The following is a 19,829-nucleotide window of genomic DNA, read 5'->3' on the forward strand; positions in this document are numbered from 1 at the left end:
AATGTCCACTGATGTTCTGCTGCCCGAATACGCCGAACGGCTGATCCGGGACCGGCGCTCGGTCCGGGCGTTCCGCCCCGAGCCCGTGCCCGACGACGTGCTTCGTGCCGTGTTCTCGCTGGCCGGCGCGGCACCGTCGAACTCCAACACCCAGCCGTGGAGCATCGAGGTCGTGAGCGGAGCCGCCCGCGACGCGCTCAGCGAGGCGCTGCTGGCGGCCCACGCGCGCGGCGCGCTGTCCACCGACTTCCCCTACAGCGCCGACCTCTACACCGACGTACACGCGGCCCGGCGCCAGGCCTTCGGCGCGACGATGTACGGCGCCCTCGGCATCGAACGCGGCGACCAAGCGGCCCGTGACGCCTACCAGACCGACAGCCTCCGCTTCTACGGCGCCCCGCACGTCGCCCTGCTCTTCCTCCCGTCGAACGCCGAAGCCCGGATGGCGGCCGACCTGGGCATGTACGGCCAGACCCTGCTTCTCGCCCTCGCCGCGTACGGCATCGCGAGCTGCCCCCAAGGACTGCTGAGCTTCTACGCCGACACCGTACGTGAGCAGCTCGGGGTGCGTGACCGCAAGCTGCTCTTCGGCGTCTCCTTCGGTTACCAGGACCCCGACACACCGGGCAGCGCCGTACTGACCGGGCGCGCCGACCTCGAAGAGACCACCCGATTCCACCAGTGAGCCATGCTCGGCGCGCCGCGATCCAAGCCGCGTGCTCTAGAGCCGGGTCGTACAGCGGACACATTTGGCAGGCGGCACCGGTCGCACATCGCTCCAGCCCGCCTTCCTGACGATCTCGGCGCTCCAGGCGACGCCGTCGGGAGTCAGCCATTGTCTCCCGAGCAACTGGCCGGTCCTGCGATCGATCACGATCTGGCCCTCCTTGGATTGGAGGGCGAGTCCGTCGAGTCCGAACGTTCCGGGAATGTCGTCAACGACCTCGATGCCTGGCGCATTCGCCAGGAGAAGGTAGGCGGCAGCCCTGGTGCCAGGCGTCGCCGGAGAGTCGATGAGCCGCGAGGCGGCCCCCACGAGCCATGGCGCGCGCTCGGCGGCCACCCGGGGGTTGTGGCTTTTCAGCAGCCGTGCCCTGAGCGCCGTCGGCTCCGTGGGGAGGTGCCGCAGCTCCGTCAGCGTGGGCTTCAGCCCATCGGCGAGCTCCAGCGCCAGATCCAGGTCCTTCGAGGAGTATGCGGGCATGTTCTTGTCGCACCCCCGCGCGGGGCACAGCCGAGGAGAGCCGTCCTGTCGCCACGCTTCGAGGCCTTCGGCCGTGTACGGCTTCGACGAGATCGGCTCGTGCCAGCCGTAGACCTCGCGGTCAGGGCCGAAGGCGAGGACTTCCCTGGCCCGTTCCTCGACCTGGTAGGCGTCGCCGTTCTTCGTCCGCTGGACCTGCTCGGTGTCTCGCCGCCAGTAGCGGCCCTTCGCCTCCGGTGTCGCCGCCAGCTTGGCGGCCGCAGCCTGCAGTTTCTGCATGGGCGTGACTGCGGCCGGCTCCGCCGCAGGTCGAGGTACGAGGGCCACCACCGCGCCGACCACGAGCGCGACGGCCGCCGCGACGAGCGCCGTCCCCCTCCACGGCCTCCTGCCCGCCCGCACAGGAGGTCTCCGTGTACCTGCGAACACCCGCTCCCGCGCCGCCGCCAGTTGGTCGGTCGACGAGGGCGGCATATCGGGCATCACCGAGTCGATGATCTGGAACTCGTTCATCCCAACACCTCATGCAGCTTGGTCCTGGCCCTGTTCAACCGGGACGCAACCGTCCCCGGGGCGATCCTGAGCGCCGCCGCGACCTCGTCGTAGCTCAGCCCGCCGTACGCGATGAGGAGCACCACGTCGCGCTCCCCCTTGGACAGCCGCGCCAGCGCTCCGGCCAGCCGGTCGACCGTCACGCTCGCGCTGAGCCTGTCCACGATCCGCTGGTCGTGTCCTTCGTCGTCAGGTGGCGGCCCCGTCCTGGCCATGGCGCGGTATCTGCGCACCTCGGCGCGCCGGTGGCGGCCGATGAGGTTGGTCGCGATGCCGTACAGCCAGGGCCTGATCCCGCCCACGGCCGAGTCGAAGCGTTCACGTTGTCTGAAGGCGATGAGGAACGTCTCCGCGGCGAGATCCTCGGCCACCTCGGGGCCGAACCTGCGCCCGATGTAGCGCCGGATCTCCTCGTAGTGGGCTTCGAAGACGGCCTCGAAGATGTCGGGAGCAGTGATCACACCCTTGATTGCCCGTACGGGTGCGGTTCTTCCGGGAAATTATGAGCTGACATGTCCGCTCACGGGCCGCGCTCCTCCAACCAGGCGATGACGGAACGGACGAAACCGTCGACGTGCGACAGGGGTTCGCCGGCGAACACCGCATGGAGGTGCCCGACCCCGACCGCGTCGTCCCAGGCCCAGGCACGTCGGTAGGTCTCCTCGTCGCCGGCCGCGCGAAGAACGTCCCAGCCATGCCAGGTCGCGACGAGTGCCGCGTCGATCGCCGGGTCGGACAGGATCGCCAGGTCCCAGTCGAGTACGCCGGTCAGCTTGCCGTCCGCGTCGAAGTGGACGTTGCTGCCGCCGAGGTCGCCGTGGACGAGTCTGGCCGGGACCTCCTCGAGCGCCAGCAGCGTGTCCAGCCGCCGCCGAACTCCGTCACGCCACTTCGCCGGCAGGCGCGGCATGATCTCGTCGTTGAGGATGTCGGCCCAGCCCAGGCCATCGGCGTACCGGCGCGGCGTGTGGAGCACGGCCTTGAGCTCGGGCGAGATCTCAACCTCGCGCAGTGCCTCCAGGAGCAGGCCGAACGCCGCCGGGTCCCCGACGCCTTCCGGCAGCCCTTCGCCGTCGATCCATGAGATCGCGACGGCCGCGCGTTCCCCGAACGTGGTCACCGCGGTCAGCGGCTCCGGCACGGCGAAAGGCAGGCCGGCCGCCGCGACGGCCCGGAGGATCTCGACCCGGCGCGGCAGGTCGGCGGCGGCACTGGGGCGCTTGCTGATACGTACGGCGGCGACGCCGGGGAACAGCACGACGTGGTGCATGTTCCCGTGCTCGGCAAGGCGTGCGGAGCCGAGAGCAGCGTCGGGGACCAGTGCTTCGGCGATTCCCAGGAGGTCGGCGGGGACTGGTTGGGGCATCCCGCCATTTTCGCGGACGATCGCACCCGGTGAGGCCTTTGCGGCGCTCCGAACCATAGGCGCACGCCGCGCCCCCGAGAATTGCAGAGCGAGTGCTCTATAATGACGAAGCCGTGGGACGCCCGCCGTCCTTCGTCTCACTCCGCGAGGACCGGTCATGATCCCCGATGACGCCCGATCCGCACTTCACGACATCCGCCGGCTGCAGGACGAGATCGTCGACGGCCATCTCCGCCACAGCTTCGCCCCTCGTCACGTTCTCCCCGCGATGGTGGCGGCCCTCCTCCTGTTCACGTCATTCGATCTTCCGAGCGTCTGGGGCATCGCCGCCCGTACCGTCGCGTGCGTGGTGTTCGCGGTGACGCCGGCCCTCGTGGTCACGCCGCCCGTCCAGCGGGACGTCACCCGCGCCGACCTCGTGATCGCCTTGAGCTGGGTGGCGGGGGTCCTCGGGGGCTTCGTCGCCTTCCGGATCATCACCTTGGCGCTCGGTCTCCCGTTTCCCGCCACCGTCGCCGCCGTGGCGACGATCGTCGCCGGCCTCGCGGCGTACCCCGCGATCCTCCGGACCCGCCGGCGGCGATGTGACCAGGAACTGTGGGCGCGGCCGATGAATGCGTTCTTCGACGAGATCCTGCGCGTCCCGGCCCGGCTGTCGATCATGGCGCCGCTGAGCGCCGCCACCGGGGTGGAGGCCGGCTTCCTGCGGGACCTGGTCGACATCGATGACGCGGGGTTCCGGCGGGAGCTCTCCTTCCTGGTCCAGGCCGGCTACGTCCGCGTGCACGAGCGCCAAGCGCTGCACCACAGCCATACCTACGTACAGCCGACGCCGCGGGGACGGCAGCGCTTCGCCTGCCATGCGGCGGCTCTGGAGGACCTCGTCACCGTCGCCGAGCCGGGCGGCGGATCGGGTCAGGGACCGTCCACGTCGTCGAAGGCCGCGCCGGCCGCGTGAACCTGGGCGAGCTCGTCCTGTTCGCTCCTCCAGCCGGCCGCCTCGCGCAGGCGCTCGAACTCCTGGCGCACCGTGGTCGCCGAGGTGGTGCGCGCGTCGGTGCTGATGGTGACCTTCAGGCCCTGGTCCATGAGCCGGGCGGCGGGGTGCGCCGCCCACGTGGCGACCGCGCCCGTCTGGACGTTGCTGGTCGGGCACATCTCCAGGGCGATGCCGTCGCGCCGTAGCCGTTCGAGCAGCGCCTGGTCGTCCGCGCACCGGACGCCGTGGCCGATTCTGCGGGCGCCGAGCACGTCGATCGCCTCCCAGACGCTGTCGGGGCCGGCCGCCTCGCCCGCGTGGACGGTGCACGGAAGCCCGGCCCGGTGGGCGAGGTCGAAGGCGGGAAGGTGGGCCGCCGCGCCGTACAGGCGCTCGTCGCCGGCGAGGTCGAGCCCGGCCACCTCGGCACGGTGCCGCAACGCCGTCTCGGCGACGGCGAGGCTCTCCTCGGGCGTCTGGTGCCGCAGGCAGCACAGCAGCAGCCCGGTACGGACGCCGGTGGCCCGCCGTCCCGCCGCCAGCCCTGCCGCGACCGCCTGGACGGCCTCGTCCTGGCTCATGTCGCGGCGGGTGTGCAACTGCGGGGCGAAGCGGACCTCGCCGTAGACGACGCCGTCGGCATGCCAGTCCTCGACCAGTTCCCGTGCCGCGCGGTGCAGCGCGTCGGGGGTCTGCAGCACCTGGAGCGGCAGGTCGATGTAGGGCAGGTAGCGGGTCAGGCTGCCGCAGTCGGCAGGGGCGATGACCAGGCGTTCGACGGGCCCGTCGAGGGGGACTCCCTGGCGGCGGGCCAGGTCGGCGACCGTGCCGGGCCGTACCGACCCGTCGAGGTGGCAGTGCAGTTCGTAGCGCGCGGGGCTCATCGGCGTCCGTCCAGGTGGGTCGGGGCAAGGGTGTGGAAGAGCAGGTGCTTGAAGCCGGTCTCGTCGACGCGGCGTACCAGCGTCACGTTGGGCGCGGGGGCGGTGCGGCGGCGGTCGATGATCAGCTGGCCGCGCGTCTCGTCGCCGAGGGCGACGTCGGCGTGCACCTGTTCCTGCTGGACGACCAGATCGGGCCGCAGGGCCACCGCCATGGCGACGGGGTCGGGCAGGTCGTAGCCGGGCAGGCCGGTGACGTCGCGGGCCCACGCGGCGACGGTCCGGTTGACGCGGTGGGCGAAGATCGCCGCGGGGGTGCCGAGCTGTCGCAGGTGCTGCTGGTCCTCGGGGGTCATGACGGCGTCGGTACGGGACACGTCCCAGCCGATCCAGGTCACCCTGTCCGGCGTGGCCGCCTGCAGCACCACCCGCGCGGCCTCCGGATCGGCCCAGACGTTGTACTCGGCGGTGGCGGAGATGTTGCCGCGCATGTCGGCGGCTCCGGCCATGCAGTACACGTGCCGGTAGCGGGTGAACAGGTCGCGGTCGCGCAGCAGCGCCGCGGCGACGTTGGTGAGCGGGCCCAACGTGACCAGGGTGAGCTCGCCGGGGTGCCGGCGCGGGCAGGACAGCAGGACGTCGACCGCGTGCCCCGCCTCGGGCGCCCGGGACGGCTCGGGCAGGCCGAGATCGCCCATCCCGTCCTGTCCGTGCACCTGCTGGGCGGTGGCGTGCGGGCGGGTTATCGGGCGTTCGCAGCCGGGATGGACGGGAATGTCGGGGCGCCCGGCCACCTCCAGGGAGATGAGCGCGTTGCGGGTGCCCACCTCGACGGGGACGTTGCCTGCGACCGTGGTCACGGCGCGCAGGTCGCCCAGCTCGCCGGCGGCGGCCAGCAGCAGCGCCACGGCGTCGTCGGAGGCGGTGTCGGTGTCGACGACCAGGGGAAGAGCCGGCACGATCAACCTCATCTAATCGTTTAGAGTGCTTTGCGGGGCCTATCTAACCGATTAGATGCGAGAATGTAAACCGTTATGGCACCACGCGCAGACAAGCCGACGATCACCGTGGCTGACGTGGCCCGCAGGGCGGGCACCTCGACCGCGGTGGTGAGCTACGTGATGAACGACGGTCCGCGGGCCGTCGCCGCCGCGACGCGGGAGCGCGTCCTGGCCGCGGCGGCCGAGCTCGGCTACCGCCCCAACCGCATCGCCAGGGCGCTGCGCTCCCGTACGACCGGGGTGGTCGGCCTGATCCTGGCCGACTCGCCCAACCCCTACTTCGGCGACCTCGCCCGCCACGTCGAGCGGGCGCTGGACGAGCGCGACCGGCTCGTGCTGATCGGCAACGCCGGCTACTCCGCCGAGCGCCAGCGGCGGCTCGTGGACCGGTTCCTGGCCGCCCAGGTCGACGCGCTAGTGATCGTCTCCGCCGACGGCGGCGAGGACGTGACCCCCCAGGCCGAGGCGGCGGGCGTCCCCATCGTCTATGTGCACCACGGCCCGGACGGCGGCCGCGCGCCCCTGGTGGAGGCCGACAACCGGCACGCCGCGCAGGAAGCGGTCGCGCACCTGCGCGGGCACGGCCACGCGCGCATCGCCTTCCTGTCCGGCCCGCACGACGCGGGTCCCGTCGACCGGCGCCGGGCCGCGTGGCAGGCCCTCGCCGGCGACGATCCCGACGCCCTGCTCCTGCGCTGCGCCTACAACCGCGCCGACGCCGACGCGCTGATCCGCCGCCTCGTCGCCGACGACACCGTGCCGCGCGCGCTGATCACCGCCACCGACGAACAGGCCATCGGAATCCTGTCCGGGGCCTGGGCCTGCGGGCTCGCCGTCCCGGACGAGCTCGCCCTCATCAGCCTCGACGGCACCCCGGAAAGCGCTCACACGGCCCCGGCCCTGACGGTCACCCGGCAGCCGCTGCGCGCGATGGCCGAGCACGCCGTCGAGCTCGTGTTCGACCCCGCCTTCCACGCGCCCGCCGCACAGGCCCCGCTCGTCGTCAGACGCAGCTGCGGCTGCTGATGGTCGCGGGTGCGGCGCCTCGGGTACGGCCCCGGCGAACTGGTGGTGGCGGCGTCGGGCGGCGTCGTCAGTACGGGACGCGGCGTGTGGCACATCGACGCGCGGCCGGAACGCCTGCGCGCGATGTGCGAGGCAAGCCTGCGCCGGCTCAAGGCCGACACCATCGACCTCTACCGGAGCCGGGATCACCTCAGCTGCACGGGGCCCGTCCGGTGGTGACGGTACGCGGCAAGACTCCGGCCGACCCGTGTTGTGATCTACCGGGACGGTGAGCGGCCGCACCTGTTCTGCCGGGGAGCGACAACCAGCGTAGGTGTTTCGCAGTTCTTCACGTATCACGGAGAATGGAGGAAGCCAATGTCGGTGAGTTCGACTCGCGCCACCTCTGGCTGCCGCATGAGCCACGCCAGCACCTCCGGCGTCGATTCTGCGATGAACCCGTACGTCTTCAGCTCTCGGGCGCGCAATTGGAGTTCTTCGTGATGGAGGCCGATCCGCTCCAGCGGTTGTGCATCCTCGGGTCTGAGAGATCGCACCCATGCTTGAAACTGGGCGGATAACCCCTGTGTACAAGGCCCGGACGGAAGCCTGTGTCCGCAGTCGTTGACATCCCAGGAAATTGGCTTCTGCCCGGGTGTGCCCGGAGAGAGGAGAACTGCTTCAACGTCGAGGGGTTGCGGTAAGGGTGGGGTGGTCGGAAGATCCTTTTCAAGGAGTGGCTGCTTCAGCTTCACCACTGCCTGCAGTAGCACGTCGGTACCGCTCAGCCTGGACAGCATGCGCTTGAGATCAGCTCGACCGGGGAGAGCCTCATCCCTGTCACCGGCAAAGTATTGCAGTGCTCCGCTGAGCCGTCCGCCGGCTATCGGGGGTATTCCGAAGAGCCCGCCTTGCCGCAAGCGGATGGCGTCGTGTTGCGGGTAACTCTCGTCGCGCCGCAGGTGTCGCGAGTCGAGCACGACTTCGATGACTCCGTCTTCTCCGACCTCTTCGGATATGGTGTGGCCATTCTGTGCCAGCTGGTCGAATTCGATGCGGATGTCGGGGTTTGCCGCACTGAGCGCGTTCAGTAGGACGTATCGGATCCGCTCGCTCCCTATACTGCTGTCCCATTCCTGGCGGTGAGTCAGCGAATGCCAACCCAGCCATGCTGCGCAAGCTCCAGCGACCAATACCGAAACCGATATCAGTGTGCGGCGGTTCAAGTCGGCCTTCCTCTTCTTTCGGGTCGAACCGGGTAGAGCAGGCCGCAATGGCCCGGCAGAACGCCGCTGACTTCGTTCTGCTGGACCATTGCTTGTTCTAGTTTCTCCGGGAGATCTAGATCTTATAGGCCGGCCTTACGGTCGAGGTGGTGCACACATCTTCGACCGTCACCCACTCAGGATAGCTCCAGTAGCACTTGCTCCCCGGCGCGGGATCGCACCCGATGAGATGCTCCCGGAACGTTCGGCGAAGCCGAATTCCCATGGATTGCCGCATGGTTGGATACTGGTAATGAATATTCTTCGTGACCTTGTTCACCGTCTGGGTGAAGTTGTAGTCGATGTCCATGGAGCTGCCGAGGAGCTGGCTGTAGGTGAGGATTCGGCACTTCTCATAACCCTGGGCCGCCCAGCATTGTCCACCCAGTTCCGCGTCCTCGCTGGAGTCGTCGAAGATCGCCTTCCGTTCCAGCCGCCGCGTCGGATTGAAACTGCCGCAGTCTTTGTCCGTTGTTCCGCTGAGAAGCTTGGCCCACTCTCCCCCGACGTTGAACTCCCCGGTGATCTTTCCGTCGGGCGCTCCGAAGGTCCCGCCGACCACCAAACGCGCCTCATAGCTCGAGCTTTCCTTCTCCCACCTGAAGCATGCCTTGCTCGAGGCTTTGACGACGGCGCCGGGGCCGTTGTTCTTGCCGCCCGGCGTCTTGTCCAGAAGAAGGACTTTGGCGAACTTCGAGGATTTGGCCCAGTCGATTGTCCCGTTCGTGTGGTAGGCGACCCCGTATGTCTTGTTCGCGGAGGTGAGGAAGACCTGGTTGCGTAAAGAGTCGAGCTTCCACTGCATTTGCGGGCCGAGGCTCCCCCTTTTCTCGGTGGGCCTCCAGATCGCGGTTGTCCTGGTCGTCCAGTACCAGCCTTTGGCGCCCGGTAGAAGGTTCTTGACATCGCACTGCAGTTTCGTCTTCACTACGGTGCCGTCCCCGTTCTCAGGGATCACGTCGGTCTCCCAGATGCGGTACGTGTCTCCCGGCGACGCGAAGGTGAGGTCGGACTTTCCGCCTGGGTGAGTTATCACGCAGCCACGGCTGTTCGAGCCGATTTTCCCTGCGTCGCACGCGCTGTCGTCAAGAAGCTGGGCCCTCGTCGCCGCCCCGGCCGCGGCGCTGTTCGCTGCGCTCGCGCAACTGTCGAGGCCCTCTGGATCGATCTGATCGCTCTGGTCCATGTAGGAGTCGATCGGGACATCGATGGTCTTGACACCACAGTAGGGACCGAGCACGAAGATCGTGATGGTGGGAGGAATGCCCTCGACCATGCCGCCTGCGGCGGTCGCTTTTGTGCTGCCGGCCCGGGCTGTCGGCGTTGCCGTACTTGAAGATGTGGAGTTGACGGTCCATGTGCGATCCACCTTGGCGGTGACGTACACCGACCCGTCGCGGCCCGGATACACCACCGCATCGTCCAAGGTGACGGTGGAGCCGCTTCGGCTCTCTCCGTTCTGAGCCATCACCTCTCGTTGCGAGAGGAGCGCCGCGTTCAGCAGAGAGAGGCCGGCGGTGTTGGGCGAAGTCGGCTGCACACCGGGCGCGTCCCAGACCGTGGCAGCACGCCCCTCCAGGACCGCGTCCTGGGCCTGGATGAAATGCTTGACCCTGTCAAGATACGCCTGCGTGCGAGATTCGCCGGACGTGGCCTGCGTGGTGCCCCGCGGAGCCGCTGCCCGGCCGCCGTCGAGTGGCGGAATACAGTCCATACTCGCGCCAGTGGTGTTCGGCGATGGCGGCGGGGGAAGCGCCTTCGTGGTGAAGCTTGTGGCCTCCCATTCGCCGACGCCTACAGCGGTCTTGGCGCGAACCCGCACCGTGTACGTCACGTCATTGCTCAAACCGGTGATGGCCACCCAGGGATCCTTCACCTCAAGTGTCTTGACCGAGGCTCCGTCACCGTCGAGCACCTCCACGTCGTACCCGTCGAGCAGCGCCAGACTGCCATTGGATTCCGGGATGCCCCAGCTGGCAATGGCGCCGGCGTCCCCACCCTGGGCACTCAGGTCGAGCACTTTGCTCGGTGGGCCAGGCATGAGATACGTGAGGGTCAGTGATATCTGCTCAGCCGCGGCCGTACCGCCCAGATCGATCACCTCATCGCGGGTGGAGGTGATCATGTACCACATCGCGGCACTGTCGGCGATGTCTCCCTCCGGTGCTGTGATGGGGAAGTCGTAGACCTGCTCTGGATCGACGTCGGCGGCCAAGTCCGATCCCCTGGTCGATCCCGTCACCGCACTCTTCAGCGCGGCGACCTTCACCACCGTCTCGGGAACGCATGTCCCGGCCGAACATTCGGGCGTGCCCAGATTGAGTGTCGCATCGGTGAAGACCGCCCCGTCAGGGACCTCGTCCAGTCGGAGGCCGATCACGCCGGCCACCTGGTCGGTGCCTGCGCCGCCGATCCGCAGTGCGGTGCTGTCGGTCAGCGGGCAGGGCGCCCCGTCGCACGCCGTGGGGTCGGTCTTCGCGGTCTTGATGACGAAGTTGTCCTTGCCCAGCGTCAGGTGCCGCAGGTCCTCCACCGCAGGCGGCGGAGGCGTGCCGGGGACGGTGAAGGACACCGGGGCGGTTTTCGAGGTGCAGATCTCGTCCGTCGCCGTCTCGCCGCTCGCGCAGGCCGTCATCTGCCACTTGTACGTGCCGCCCGGCCGGACGGTGTCGGCAGGGATCTGGAAGGAGGCACGCTCTCCGCCCTTGACGGTACGCGTACCGAGCGGCACGGCACCCACCGGGACGTCGTTGCCGTCGTACAGGTAGTACTTGGCCGTGAGGGTTCCGCCGGACGGGCGGTTGACCATTCCGGACAGGATCGGCCGCATGGGGTCGGCGGTGCCCGTCTCGGTGTCCGTCGGAAGCAGCGGCGCGTCCGTCGAGATCCGGTAGTACGGGCTCTCGTTGCAGGTGGGCGGATTGACGCCGGTCAGGCAGGCCCTGATGGAGATCCTGAAGTAGTCGACGTTGCCCACGTCGTACGTCAGCGAAGCCGCCTGCCCCGAAGGAAGGTTGGCGTTGGTCGGCGGGGTGAGGGACGTCATCCACTTCACCTCGGTCTCGTTGAGAGCCCGGTCATAGACGCGAACCTCGTCGTAGGAGACCTTGCGGGTGGACATGACGAAGCCGGCGCGGAGCCCGAGGTTCAGGTTGAAGCTCCCCGTGGCCTTCCATGGCGTGGCCGTGTGGTCGCTCTCGCCGGCCAGTGCCCCGTTCACGTACAGCCGCACCTTCTTCGCCGCGGTGTCGTAGACCCCGGCCACGTGGGCCCAGACCCCGGCCTGGGCCGCCGACGTCGACGCGACACGGCTGGCGGCGCTGCCGTCGGTGTCGGCGCGGTACGCCTCCAAGGTCCACTTGCGGGCCGCGCTGTCGTAGCCCACGATCATGGCGCTGTTGCGGGTGCCGTCCTGGCTGAAGAGGTCGGCCGAGTTGGTGAGGCTGTCCAGCCGCACCCAGCCGGCCACGGAGTAGCTCTTGCCCGTGTCGACGGCCGGCCTCTGAGTGGATCCGAAGGCGAGGTTGCCGCCCGTGGGGGTCAGCAACAGGCCCTTGCCCTGCTTGCCGTCGATCTCGGAAGAGGTGCCGAGCGGGAAGACGAGGGGGTTGCCCTTGCCGCTGGAGTCGGTTCCGTAGGTGAACTCGTTGAAGCTCCACTGGCCGGTGGCCCCGCCGCCGGTGGTCCACGTGGGCATCGGCGCGGTGGAGTCGATCACGGAGGCGTAGTAGTCGATGTTCCTGCCGTCCACCGAGGCGGACTTGTAGCCGATCTTGACCGACTTCGTCCGGACGATGGCGTGGTCCCCGTCGAGCGAATCGACCGACTCGGCGGTCACCGTGGGGATCTCTGGGGGCAGGAAGTAGTTCACGATCAGCTTGGGCGGGTTCGCCTCCGTGCCGGTCATCTCCGCGGAGTGGAACTCGGCCCAGTACGAGTCCCAGTTGTTGACCAGGCTCTCGGTGGTGCCGCGCAGCTCGATGCCGCTGTTGGGCGCGCCGCCGGCCCAGCGCTTGACCCAGTTGGTGACCGGCCAGCTCATCGTCTGCGTCGTGGCGGACGCCCAGACCGAGCTCGTCAGTTCGATGGTGTTGGCCGGCTTGTTCGGCCATTGCATCCGGCCGGGAGTCCAGGAGTCCTGCATGTAGCCGGCGTAGATGACGCCCTTGCCCGAACCCTCGCCACGCAGGTGGCAGGCCAGGTGGTTCGACTTGAACAGCTGGAGGGACGCCGAGTGCACGGGCTTGTTCGTGAAGGAGCTGACGTCGAACTTGAGATAGGACCGGCTGTAGTCGAAGCCGTCAGCCGTGCCGCAGGACGCGCGCTGACCGCCGACTTTCAACGTCGTCGAGCCTGGTTTGTCCCATGCGTTGACGCACAGGGAACTGAGCACGGTGTCGGTGGTCACCGTGATCGTCGAGGTGGGGTCCACCACGACGGGGAACGTGGTCGCCGGGTCGGACAGCCAGGCGGGGTCCGGCTTCAGCACGAGCACGCTCTGCCCGTTCTCCTTGACCACGTCCGTGGGAATCGTCGCCTGCCGCGGGCCGCCCGTCTGCGGGGACGTTCCGCTGCTGTCCCACATCACCGGCTCGGGCGCCTCCGCCACGACCTTGCCCTTGGCGTCGCTGAGCCGCAGGCCGCCGTTCTTCCTCTCCGCGAAGCTCAGCCCGCTGGTCTCCACCGGGATGCGGTATTCCACGGGCCCGGCCGGCCGCTCACGCAGCACCACGTCGTGGCGGAACCCTGTCGGCAGCGCGGTCACCACCAGGTCCGCTCCCGGGCCTGCCGCGTCGCGGTACTCGGCGACGTTGCCGTTGATCGTCGGCTTGGGGAGCTTCGTCGGCCAGGTGAGCGCGAATCGCTGCCCCGCGGCGCGTTCCATGGAGGCGAACGGTGCGTCACCACCGGCCGAGAACGCCATCTTCGCCTTGGCCAGCTTGGGCTTGAGCACACCGTCCTGTTCGACCAGGGTGCTGTCGAGCCAGGCCCATGTCCCGTCGGGCTGCTTGAGCTGGGAAGGTCCCGCGTACGACTCGGTCGTCAGATGACCGTCGGGGTGAGCCCACGTGCGGGAGGCCTCGGTGTAGATCTCTTCGACGGCCACCGGCTTGTTCTGCTTCTTGGCTTCCGCGAGCGCTGCCCGCAAGGGCGCGTCCGGATCCTTGGGGGCGGGGAAGGCGGTCGCCGTCGGAGCAGCCTTGGCGGCCGGCTCGGGATCGGCCTGGGCGGGGGCCGATGTGCCGGCCACGAGCAATGCCGCCGTGACCGTGAGCGCCGTGGCCAGTGCTAGCCGGCGAGGTGGCCGAGTCCGCCTCGCCGATCTGACTAATTGGTTCACTGACACCTCAATCCAGGAGGTTGTAAAGGGTTGGTGGCAGCATGCGGCCCAGCGCTCTTGATCTTGACCTCGACAACTCTCGATCTTGTCGTACCGATCTGATATCCAAGGTTGGAGCTGCGGAGATCCGGGAGCCCCACCGCGGCGGCAATGCGCACGACCTTCGCTGTCGGGATCAGCTTGAGCGTTGCGAGGAGGGCATGTGGAATACCGGATCCTGGGCCCAGTGGATCTGTGGCGCGATGGGAGATCGATCCCGATCGTCGGCCAGAAGCAGCGGACGCTGCTGGCGGTCCTGGTGCTCAAGGGCAATCAGGTGGTGTCCCACGACCGGCTGCTGAACGCGCTGTGGGGGACGGAGATCCCGGCCTCCGGCAGGAAACTGCTGCACAACCATCTGTGGTCGCTGCGGCGGGCGCTGAGCATCCCCGCTCATCTGTCGGGCACCCCGGCGGGATACCGGCTGCACATACCGCCGGGTGGTTCCGATCTCGACGTCTTCGGCGCCGGCACACGGGCGGCACGCACCTCCCTGGCCGCGGGCGACGCACGGCAGGCGGCCGACCAGTTCCGCGCGGCCCTGGCCCTGTGGCGCGGCCATGCCTTGGCCGGCACCCGTGACGAGCTCCTGCTCACGGACGGCGCCGCGCTCGAAGAGCTGCGCATCGCCGCGCTCGCGGACCGGATCGAAGCCGACCTCGCCCTCGACCGCCATGCGGACCTGATCGGCGAGTTACGGCACCTCGTGGCCGAATATCCCCTTCAGGAGCGGCTGCGTGGCCAGCTGATGACGGCGCTCCATCGTTCCGGCCGGACGGCGGAGGCGCTGGAGGAATACCGGATCGGGCGGCGCCACCTGCGGCAGGAGCTCGGTCTGGAGCCGGGCGAGGAGTTGAGCGCACTGCACCAGGCGATCCTCTCCGCCGCCCCCGAGGAAAGGCCCCAGCAGACACCTCCATCGGCTGTGCGGCCACGCCAGCTGCCCGCCGACATCGTCCGCTTCGCCGGGCGCGAGGACAGTCTCCGTGAGCTGGATCGGCTGCTGTCCGGCGAGGCCGCCTCGGTGAGCATCGCCGTCATCACCGGCGCGCCGGGCGTCGGCAAGACCGCGCTGGCGACGCGCTGGAGCCACCTGCGTAAGTCCCTGTTCCCGGACGGCCAGCTCCACATCGACCTGCACGGTTACTCGCCCGGCGAGCCGGTGACGAGCATGCAGGCCCTGCACCAGCTCCTGTACGGGCTCGGCGTGGCACAGGACGCGATCCCCCCTGGGGCGGGGGAACGAGAAACGCTGTACCGGTCGCTGCTGGCCGACCGGCGGCTTCTCGTGGTGCTCGACAACGCGGCCAGGGCCGAGCAGATCCGGCCCTTGCTGCCCGGCTCCGCGCACTGCAAGGTGATCATCACCAGCCGGGAGTCGCTCCGCGGGCTGGTCGCCACGCACGACGTGCATGCCGTGCCCCTCGATGTGCTGTCGCCCGACGAGGCGACGGCGTTGCTCGGCGCGATCCTGGGTGACGAGCGGGTCGCCCGCGAGCGAGCCGCCGCGGAGTCGATGGCCCGCCTCTGTGGTCACCTGCCGCTGGCGCTCCGCCTGGCCGCGGCCCACCTGGCCGGCCAGCCGGATCTCCCCGTCGCCGACTTCGTCGCCGGATTCCTCGGGCGTGACCGGCTGACCGCGCTCAACGTCGAGGGCGACCCTCGCGCCGGCGTCCGGCACGCGTTCGCATTGTCCTATCAAGGGCTCGCCGAGACGCACCGGAGGACGTTCCGGATGATGGGCCTGCACCCTGGCCCGGACATCGACGCCGACGAGATCGCCGCCATGACCGGGGAGTCCAGGGAAGAGATCGCCTCGGCGATCGACGCGCTCATCAGCGCCCACCTCGTCTACCGCAACCGCAGCGGACGCTACGTGCTGCACGATCTCGTCTGGCTCTTCGCGCGCGAGCTCAGCCACGACCACGACAGCGAACGGCTTCGCAACGACGCCTTGTCCCAGCTGTTCGACTGGCTCGTGTACGCCACCAGGGCGGCGATGCATCAGGTTTACGCTGAGCTCACCGGCGAGCCCAAATGCGCGAAACCCGTGCACGAAGTGCCGGTATTCGACGGATTCGACCCGGCCGCGGCGTGGCTGGACCTCAGATACCCCATGCTCATGGCCACGATCCAGTACGCCGTGCAGCACGGCTCCCACGCGCATGTCTGGGAGCTCGTGGACGCCCTCGACTACTTCTTCTACCTCAGGAACCGGATCGACGACTGGCTGGCGAGCCTCCGGCTGGCGCTGGAGGCGGCACGGGAGCTGCGAGACCGGGAAGGCGAAGGCCGCGTACTGAACGCTCTCGGCATGGCCTGCCTCTTCGCGGGGCGAGTGCGGGAAGGCATCGAGTTCCAGCAGCAGGCCCTGGACCTGAGCCGTGCGGTCGGAGACGCCGTGGGCGAGGCGTACGCGACCTACCGGATCGGCTACAGCCGTCTCTGGACCGGCGAGTTCCGTCAGGCCATCTCCGACAGCCTGCAAGCGATCGACCTGTACCGGCGACTGGACAACGAGCGGGGGGAGATCCTGGCGACCTTCGCCCTGAGCATGGCCTACCGCCGGGTGGGGCGGCTGGACGACGCCCTGTCCGGCGTGCTCAGATGCCTTGACTACGACCGCGCGGCCGGCAATCCGGCTGACGAGGGCTACACGCTCGCGCTGCTCGGAGACGTCTATGACGACATGGGGGACTCCGCGAAGGCTCTGGACGCCTACGAGCGTGCCGTGGAGCTGAACAGCGAGATCGGCCAGCGCAGGATCGAAGCCCAGGCTCTCAACGGCCTCGGCCGGGTCCATCGCAAGCAGGGTCGTCTCGCCGAGTCACTTGATCGGCTCCTGCGCGCGCTCGCCCTGATCAGGCAGGACGGCGACCGCACCAGCGAATGCGACATCCTGCTCGATCTTGGCCACCACCACCTCGCCGTCGGCGACGCCGAGGAGGCGCTGACGCACTATCGGCTCGCCCTGAACATCGCCGACGACATCGCCGACCGGTACCTCCAGGGGGTCACGCGTTACGCGGTCGCCGACGCCCATGACGCTCTGGGCCAGTGGGACGAGGCCGGGAGTCTCTTCCGCGAAGCGCTCGACATCCTGGAGCCCATGGGCGTACCCCAAGCGAAGGCGGTGATCGAACGACTGGGCGGCGGCGGCCGTCAGGCTGCCTCGAAGGAGCGGCGGGACAGGCCCACGCCGTAGCCGTCGAGCCTGGTCACCACCGGCGCCGTCGGGTTGGTGGCCGCGCCGAGAGTCACGAACAGCGGGGTGAAGTGCTCCACGGTCGGGTGGGCGTACGGCATGCCGGGGGCGGCGGTGCGGAAGCGGGCGAGTTCGGCGACGTCGCCGCGGGCCAGGGCGTCGGCGGCCCAGGCGTCGAAGTCGGACGACCAGCCGGGCACCATGTTCCCCTGGAACATCTCCCTGGTCAGGAACGGCAGGCCGTGGGTCATGTGCCCGGAGCCGATCACCAGGACGCCCTGGTCGCGCAGCGGGCGCAGCCGCTCGCCGATGGCCAGCAGCCGGTCGGGGTCCTCGGTGGGCAGGCTGAGCTGCAGAACCGGGATGTCGGCGGCCGGATACATGATCTTGAGGGGCACCCAGGCGCCGTGGTCGAGGCCGCGCCGGCCGTGCCGGTGCACGTGCTCGGTGTCGGGCATGAGGCCGGTCACCTGCCTGGACAGCTCGCCGGCGTCCGGGGTGTCGTAGCGGAAGGTGTAGTAGAGGGCGTCGAAGCCGCCGAAGTCGTACACCAGCTCGTCGGGGCGGTCGGCGCTCACCGACAGCGGCGCGGACTCCCAGTGCGCGGAGACGACCAGGATCGCCTTCGGCTTGGGCAGGGAGCGGGCCCAGTCGTGCAGCGGAGTGAGCCACTCGGGGCTCTGGAAGGGCAGGGGTCCGCCGCCGTGGGACAGGTAGAGGCTGGGCAGCGGCCCGTCCTGCGGCGTCCACGCCCGGTGCGGGTCGGCGGCCTCCAGGGCGGCGGCGCGGCGCAGGTGTGCGGCGAAGGGGTGCCCGGCCGGGATGCGGGCGTCGGCGGCGGCGGTCGGGGAGGAGGCGGGCGTGGTCATCGGGGCTCCTAAGGCCGGGGTACTGCGGTGTGCCATGGCGGTGGGCGGGCCGCTCATGAGGCAGGATCATCATGGGTAGCAAACTTGTCGCGACAACCATTCCCGGTGAGGACGGATCCTTTTGGACACTCCCTGGCTCGACCGGCCGCAGCTGCGCGCCTGGGTCCGGCTGCGCGCGGTGCTCGAACTGCTCCCGGGCGTGCTCGACGCCCAGCTGCGCCGCGACGCCGGCCTGACAGAGTTCGAGTACTACGTGCTGGCGACGCTGTCGGAGACGCCCGGACGGACGTCGCGCATGACCGAGCTGTCCTGGGGCACCAACGCCACACTCCCCCGGCTCTCCCACGTGGTGACCCGCCTGGAGGGGCGGGGGCTGGTGGAGCGTTTCTCCCTCCCGGAGGACCGCCGTACGACGCACGTCCGGCTCACGGACGACGGATGGGAGAAGGTACGGCAGGCGGCCCCCGGCCACGTGGCCACCGTCCACCACCACGTCGTCGACCCCCTCACCCCGGAGCAGCTCGACCAGCTCGCCGCCATCGCCGACGCCATCCTGGCCAGGCTGGACCCTTCGGGGACGACGGCGGCGATCTACACCCGCTACGACGAATGAGACGACGGCTCAGAAGGGGAAGGCGCGGTCCTGGTCGCGGACGGTGACCCACTGCAGCTCGCTGAACTCCTCGGCGGCGAACCCGAGCCCGAACCGCCCCCAGCCGCTGTCCTTGACGCCGCCGAACGGCATGTGCGGCTCGTCGTTCACCGGCTGGTCGTTGACGTGCACGATGCCGACCTCCAGCCGGGAGGCCAGCTTCAGCCCGTGACGGGGGTCGCCGGTGATGACCGACGCGGCCAGGCCCAGGTCGGAGGCGTTGGCGCGGGTCACCGCCTCCTCGGCCGAGTCGACGGCCTCCACGACCACGACCGGACCGAACGTCTCGCCCTGCGCGATCTCGGCCTCGTCCGGGACATCGGTCAGCACGGTCGCGGGGTAGCACGGGGGCTGCGGCACGCCGCCCGCCAGGACGCGGGAGCCGAGCTCGACGGCCTCCTTGACCCGGCGGTCCAGCAGCGCCAGCGCCCATTCGTTGATCACGGGGCCGACCACCGTGGCCGGGTCGTGCGGGTCGCCGGTGGGCAGCGCCGCCACCTTGGCCGCGAACCGCGCGGTGAACTCGTCGGCCAGCGGCCGTTCCACGTAGATGCGCCGGGCGCACATGCACACCTGGCCCTGGTGGATGAAAGCGCCGTAGGTGGCGGCGTTGACCGCGTAGGCGAGGTCGGCGTCGCGGGTGACGATGAGCGGGTTCTGGCCGCTGAGCTGGAGCACGACCCGCTTGAGGTGGCGGCCCGCCTTCTCGGCCAGGCGCCGGCCGGTCGGGGTGGAGCCGGTGAAGTTGACGCGCTTGACCAGCGGGCTGGCCAGCATCGCGTCGGCCACGCCGCCGGCCTCGCCCGGCGCGTGCGTGACCACGTTGAGCGCGCCGGCCGGCAGCCCTGCCTCGTGCAGCACCTCGGCCCACAGGGCGCCGCCGGTGTACGGGGCCTCCTCCGACGGCTTGACCACGACGGTGTTGCCGAGGGCGAGCGGGCCGACGACGGCCCGTCCCGACAGGGTGAGCGAGGCGTTCCACGGCGCGATGGCGCCGACCACGCCGACCGGGCGGCGGACCGCCATCGCCTGCATGCCCTCGACGTCGGACGGCAGCAGGCTCCCGGTCGGCTGGTAGGCGAGCTGGGCGGCCTGACGCAGCAGCTTGAGCGCGAAGTCGACCTGGACCTCGCCGAAGTAACGGCCGCACCCGGTCTCGGCGGCCAGGGCGTCGAGGATCTCGCCGCGCCTGGCGTCCACGATGTCGGCGGCGCGCAGGAAGACGTGCTGGCGCCGTCCGGGCGGCAGCGCCGACCAGCCGGGGAACGCCGCGTGCGCGGCGGCGATGGCCGCCTGCGCGTCCTCGGCGTCGCCGGCGGCCACCTCGGCGAGCACCTCGCCGGACCACGGCGAGTGGTCGGGATAGGTACGGCCGGAGCCGGCGGCCACCCACTCGCCGCCGATGAAGTGCCCGAATCGCGACTTGCGCCAGTCGCTCCCCGCTCGGGCCATGTGCCGTGGTCCTCTCGT

Annotated in this window: 15 protein-coding genes; 6 read left to right on the plus strand and 9 right to left on the minus strand. The window is 69.7% G+C overall.

What is annotated here, in order from left to right; genetic code table 11:
- Nucleotide 1 precedes the first annotated feature (1 nt).
- The gene (locus tag SMD20_RS45135; protein ID WP_329593575.1) at nt 2–685 is read left to right on the plus strand and encodes a nitroreductase; all 684 of its coding nucleotides are present in this window, start codon (nt 2–4) and stop codon (nt 683–685) included.
- A 36-nt stretch (nt 686–721) separates the two neighbouring features.
- On the opposite strand, the gene SMD20_RS45140 is transcribed toward SMD20_RS45135, so the two are convergent.
- The 3 genes from SMD20_RS45140 to SMD20_RS45150 are packed head-to-tail and all read right to left on the minus strand — an operon-like array spanning nt 722 to nt 3,122.
- A complete protein-coding gene (locus SMD20_RS45140) occupies nt 722–1,717 on the minus strand; it encodes a CU044_5270 family protein (RefSeq protein ID WP_329593576.1) in 996 nt (331 codons plus the stop codon).
- Nucleotides 1,714–2,217: an RNA polymerase sigma factor gene (locus SMD20_RS45145; protein WP_329593578.1), complete on the minus strand. Its 504-nt coding sequence runs from the start codon at nt 2,215–2,217 to the stop codon at nt 1,714–1,716. Before SMD20_RS45145 ends, SMD20_RS45140 begins: the two co-directional genes overlap by 4 nt.
- A 59-nt stretch (nt 2,218–2,276) precedes the next feature.
- Nucleotides 2,277–3,122 carry an aminoglycoside phosphotransferase family protein gene (locus SMD20_RS45150; RefSeq protein ID WP_329593580.1) on the minus strand — a complete coding sequence of 282 codons (846 nt, stop codon included), beginning with the start codon at nt 3,120–3,122 and terminating at the stop codon, nt 2,277–2,279.
- Nucleotides 3,123–3,279: 157 nt separating this feature from the next.
- Between SMD20_RS45150 and SMD20_RS45155 the strand changes: the two genes are divergently transcribed.
- A complete protein-coding gene (locus tag SMD20_RS45155) occupies nt 3,280–4,080 on the plus strand; it encodes a transcriptional regulator (RefSeq protein ID WP_329593582.1) in 801 nt (266 codons plus the stop codon).
- Here SMD20_RS45155 and add read toward each other — a convergent pair.
- The gene (add, locus tag SMD20_RS45160) at nt 4,038–4,985 is read right to left on the minus strand and encodes an adenosine deaminase (protein WP_329593584.1); all 948 of its coding nucleotides are present in this window, start codon (nt 4,983–4,985) and stop codon (nt 4,038–4,040) included. The two genes, SMD20_RS45155 and add, sit on opposite strands and share 43 nt — an antisense overlap.
- A complete protein-coding gene (locus SMD20_RS45165) occupies nt 4,982–5,941 on the minus strand; it encodes a nucleoside hydrolase (RefSeq protein WP_329593586.1) in 960 nt (319 codons plus the stop codon). Before SMD20_RS45165 ends, add begins: the two co-directional genes overlap by 4 nt.
- 75 nt (nt 5,942–6,016) lie before the next feature.
- Here SMD20_RS45165 and SMD20_RS45170 point away from each other — a divergent pair, with 75 nt between their 5' ends.
- Nucleotides 6,017–7,009: a LacI family DNA-binding transcriptional regulator gene (locus SMD20_RS45170; RefSeq protein WP_329593587.1), complete on the plus strand. Its 993-nt coding sequence runs from the start codon at nt 6,017–6,019 to the stop codon at nt 7,007–7,009.
- 9 nt (nt 7,010–7,018) lie between these two features.
- Complete coding sequence (locus SMD20_RS45175) at nt 7,019–7,228, plus strand: hypothetical protein (protein WP_329593588.1); 210 nt, start codon at nt 7,019–7,021, stop codon at nt 7,226–7,228.
- A 116-nt stretch (nt 7,229–7,344) separates the two neighbouring features.
- Here the strand turns inward: SMD20_RS45175 and SMD20_RS45180 are convergent, their stop codons facing one another.
- Nucleotides 7,345–8,214 (minus strand): hypothetical protein, encoded by an 870-nt coding sequence (locus SMD20_RS45180; protein ID WP_329593589.1) that lies wholly within the window; start codon nt 8,212–8,214, stop codon nt 7,345–7,347.
- A gap of 115 nt (nt 8,215–8,329) precedes the next feature.
- Nucleotides 8,330–13,504: a LamG-like jellyroll fold domain-containing protein gene (locus SMD20_RS45185; protein WP_329593590.1), complete on the minus strand. Its 5,175-nt coding sequence runs from the start codon at nt 13,502–13,504 to the stop codon at nt 8,330–8,332.
- A 292-nt stretch (nt 13,505–13,796) separates the two neighbouring features.
- Here SMD20_RS45185 and SMD20_RS45190 point away from each other — a divergent pair, with 292 nt between their 5' ends.
- Complete coding sequence (locus SMD20_RS45190; protein WP_329593592.1) at nt 13,797–16,838, plus strand: AfsR/SARP family transcriptional regulator; 3,042 nt, start codon at nt 13,797–13,799, stop codon at nt 16,836–16,838.
- Here SMD20_RS45190 and SMD20_RS45195 read toward each other — a convergent pair.
- Nucleotides 16,796–17,707, minus strand: a complete 912-nt coding sequence (locus tag SMD20_RS45195) for a dioxygenase family protein (protein WP_329593594.1) — start codon at nt 17,705–17,707, stop codon at nt 16,796–16,798. The two genes, SMD20_RS45190 and SMD20_RS45195, sit on opposite strands and share 43 nt — an antisense overlap.
- A gap of 121 nt (nt 17,708–17,828) precedes the next feature.
- Between SMD20_RS45195 and SMD20_RS45200 the strand changes: the two genes are divergently transcribed.
- Entirely contained in the window at nt 17,829–18,320 is a 492-nt protein-coding gene (locus SMD20_RS45200) for a MarR family winged helix-turn-helix transcriptional regulator (protein ID WP_329593596.1), read from the plus strand.
- A gap of 9 nt (nt 18,321–18,329) precedes the next feature.
- Here SMD20_RS45200 and SMD20_RS45205 read toward each other — a convergent pair whose 3' ends face one another.
- Complete coding sequence (locus tag SMD20_RS45205; protein ID WP_329593598.1) at nt 18,330–19,811, minus strand: aldehyde dehydrogenase family protein; 1,482 nt, start codon at nt 19,809–19,811, stop codon at nt 18,330–18,332.
- Between the last annotated feature and the right edge of the window lie 18 nt (nt 19,812–19,829).

It is taken from the genome of Nonomuraea sp. LP-02 (genome assembly GCF_036289125.1).
GTDB classification, from domain to species: Bacteria; Actinomycetota; Actinomycetes; order Streptosporangiales; family Streptosporangiaceae; genus Nonomuraea; species Nonomuraea bangladeshensis.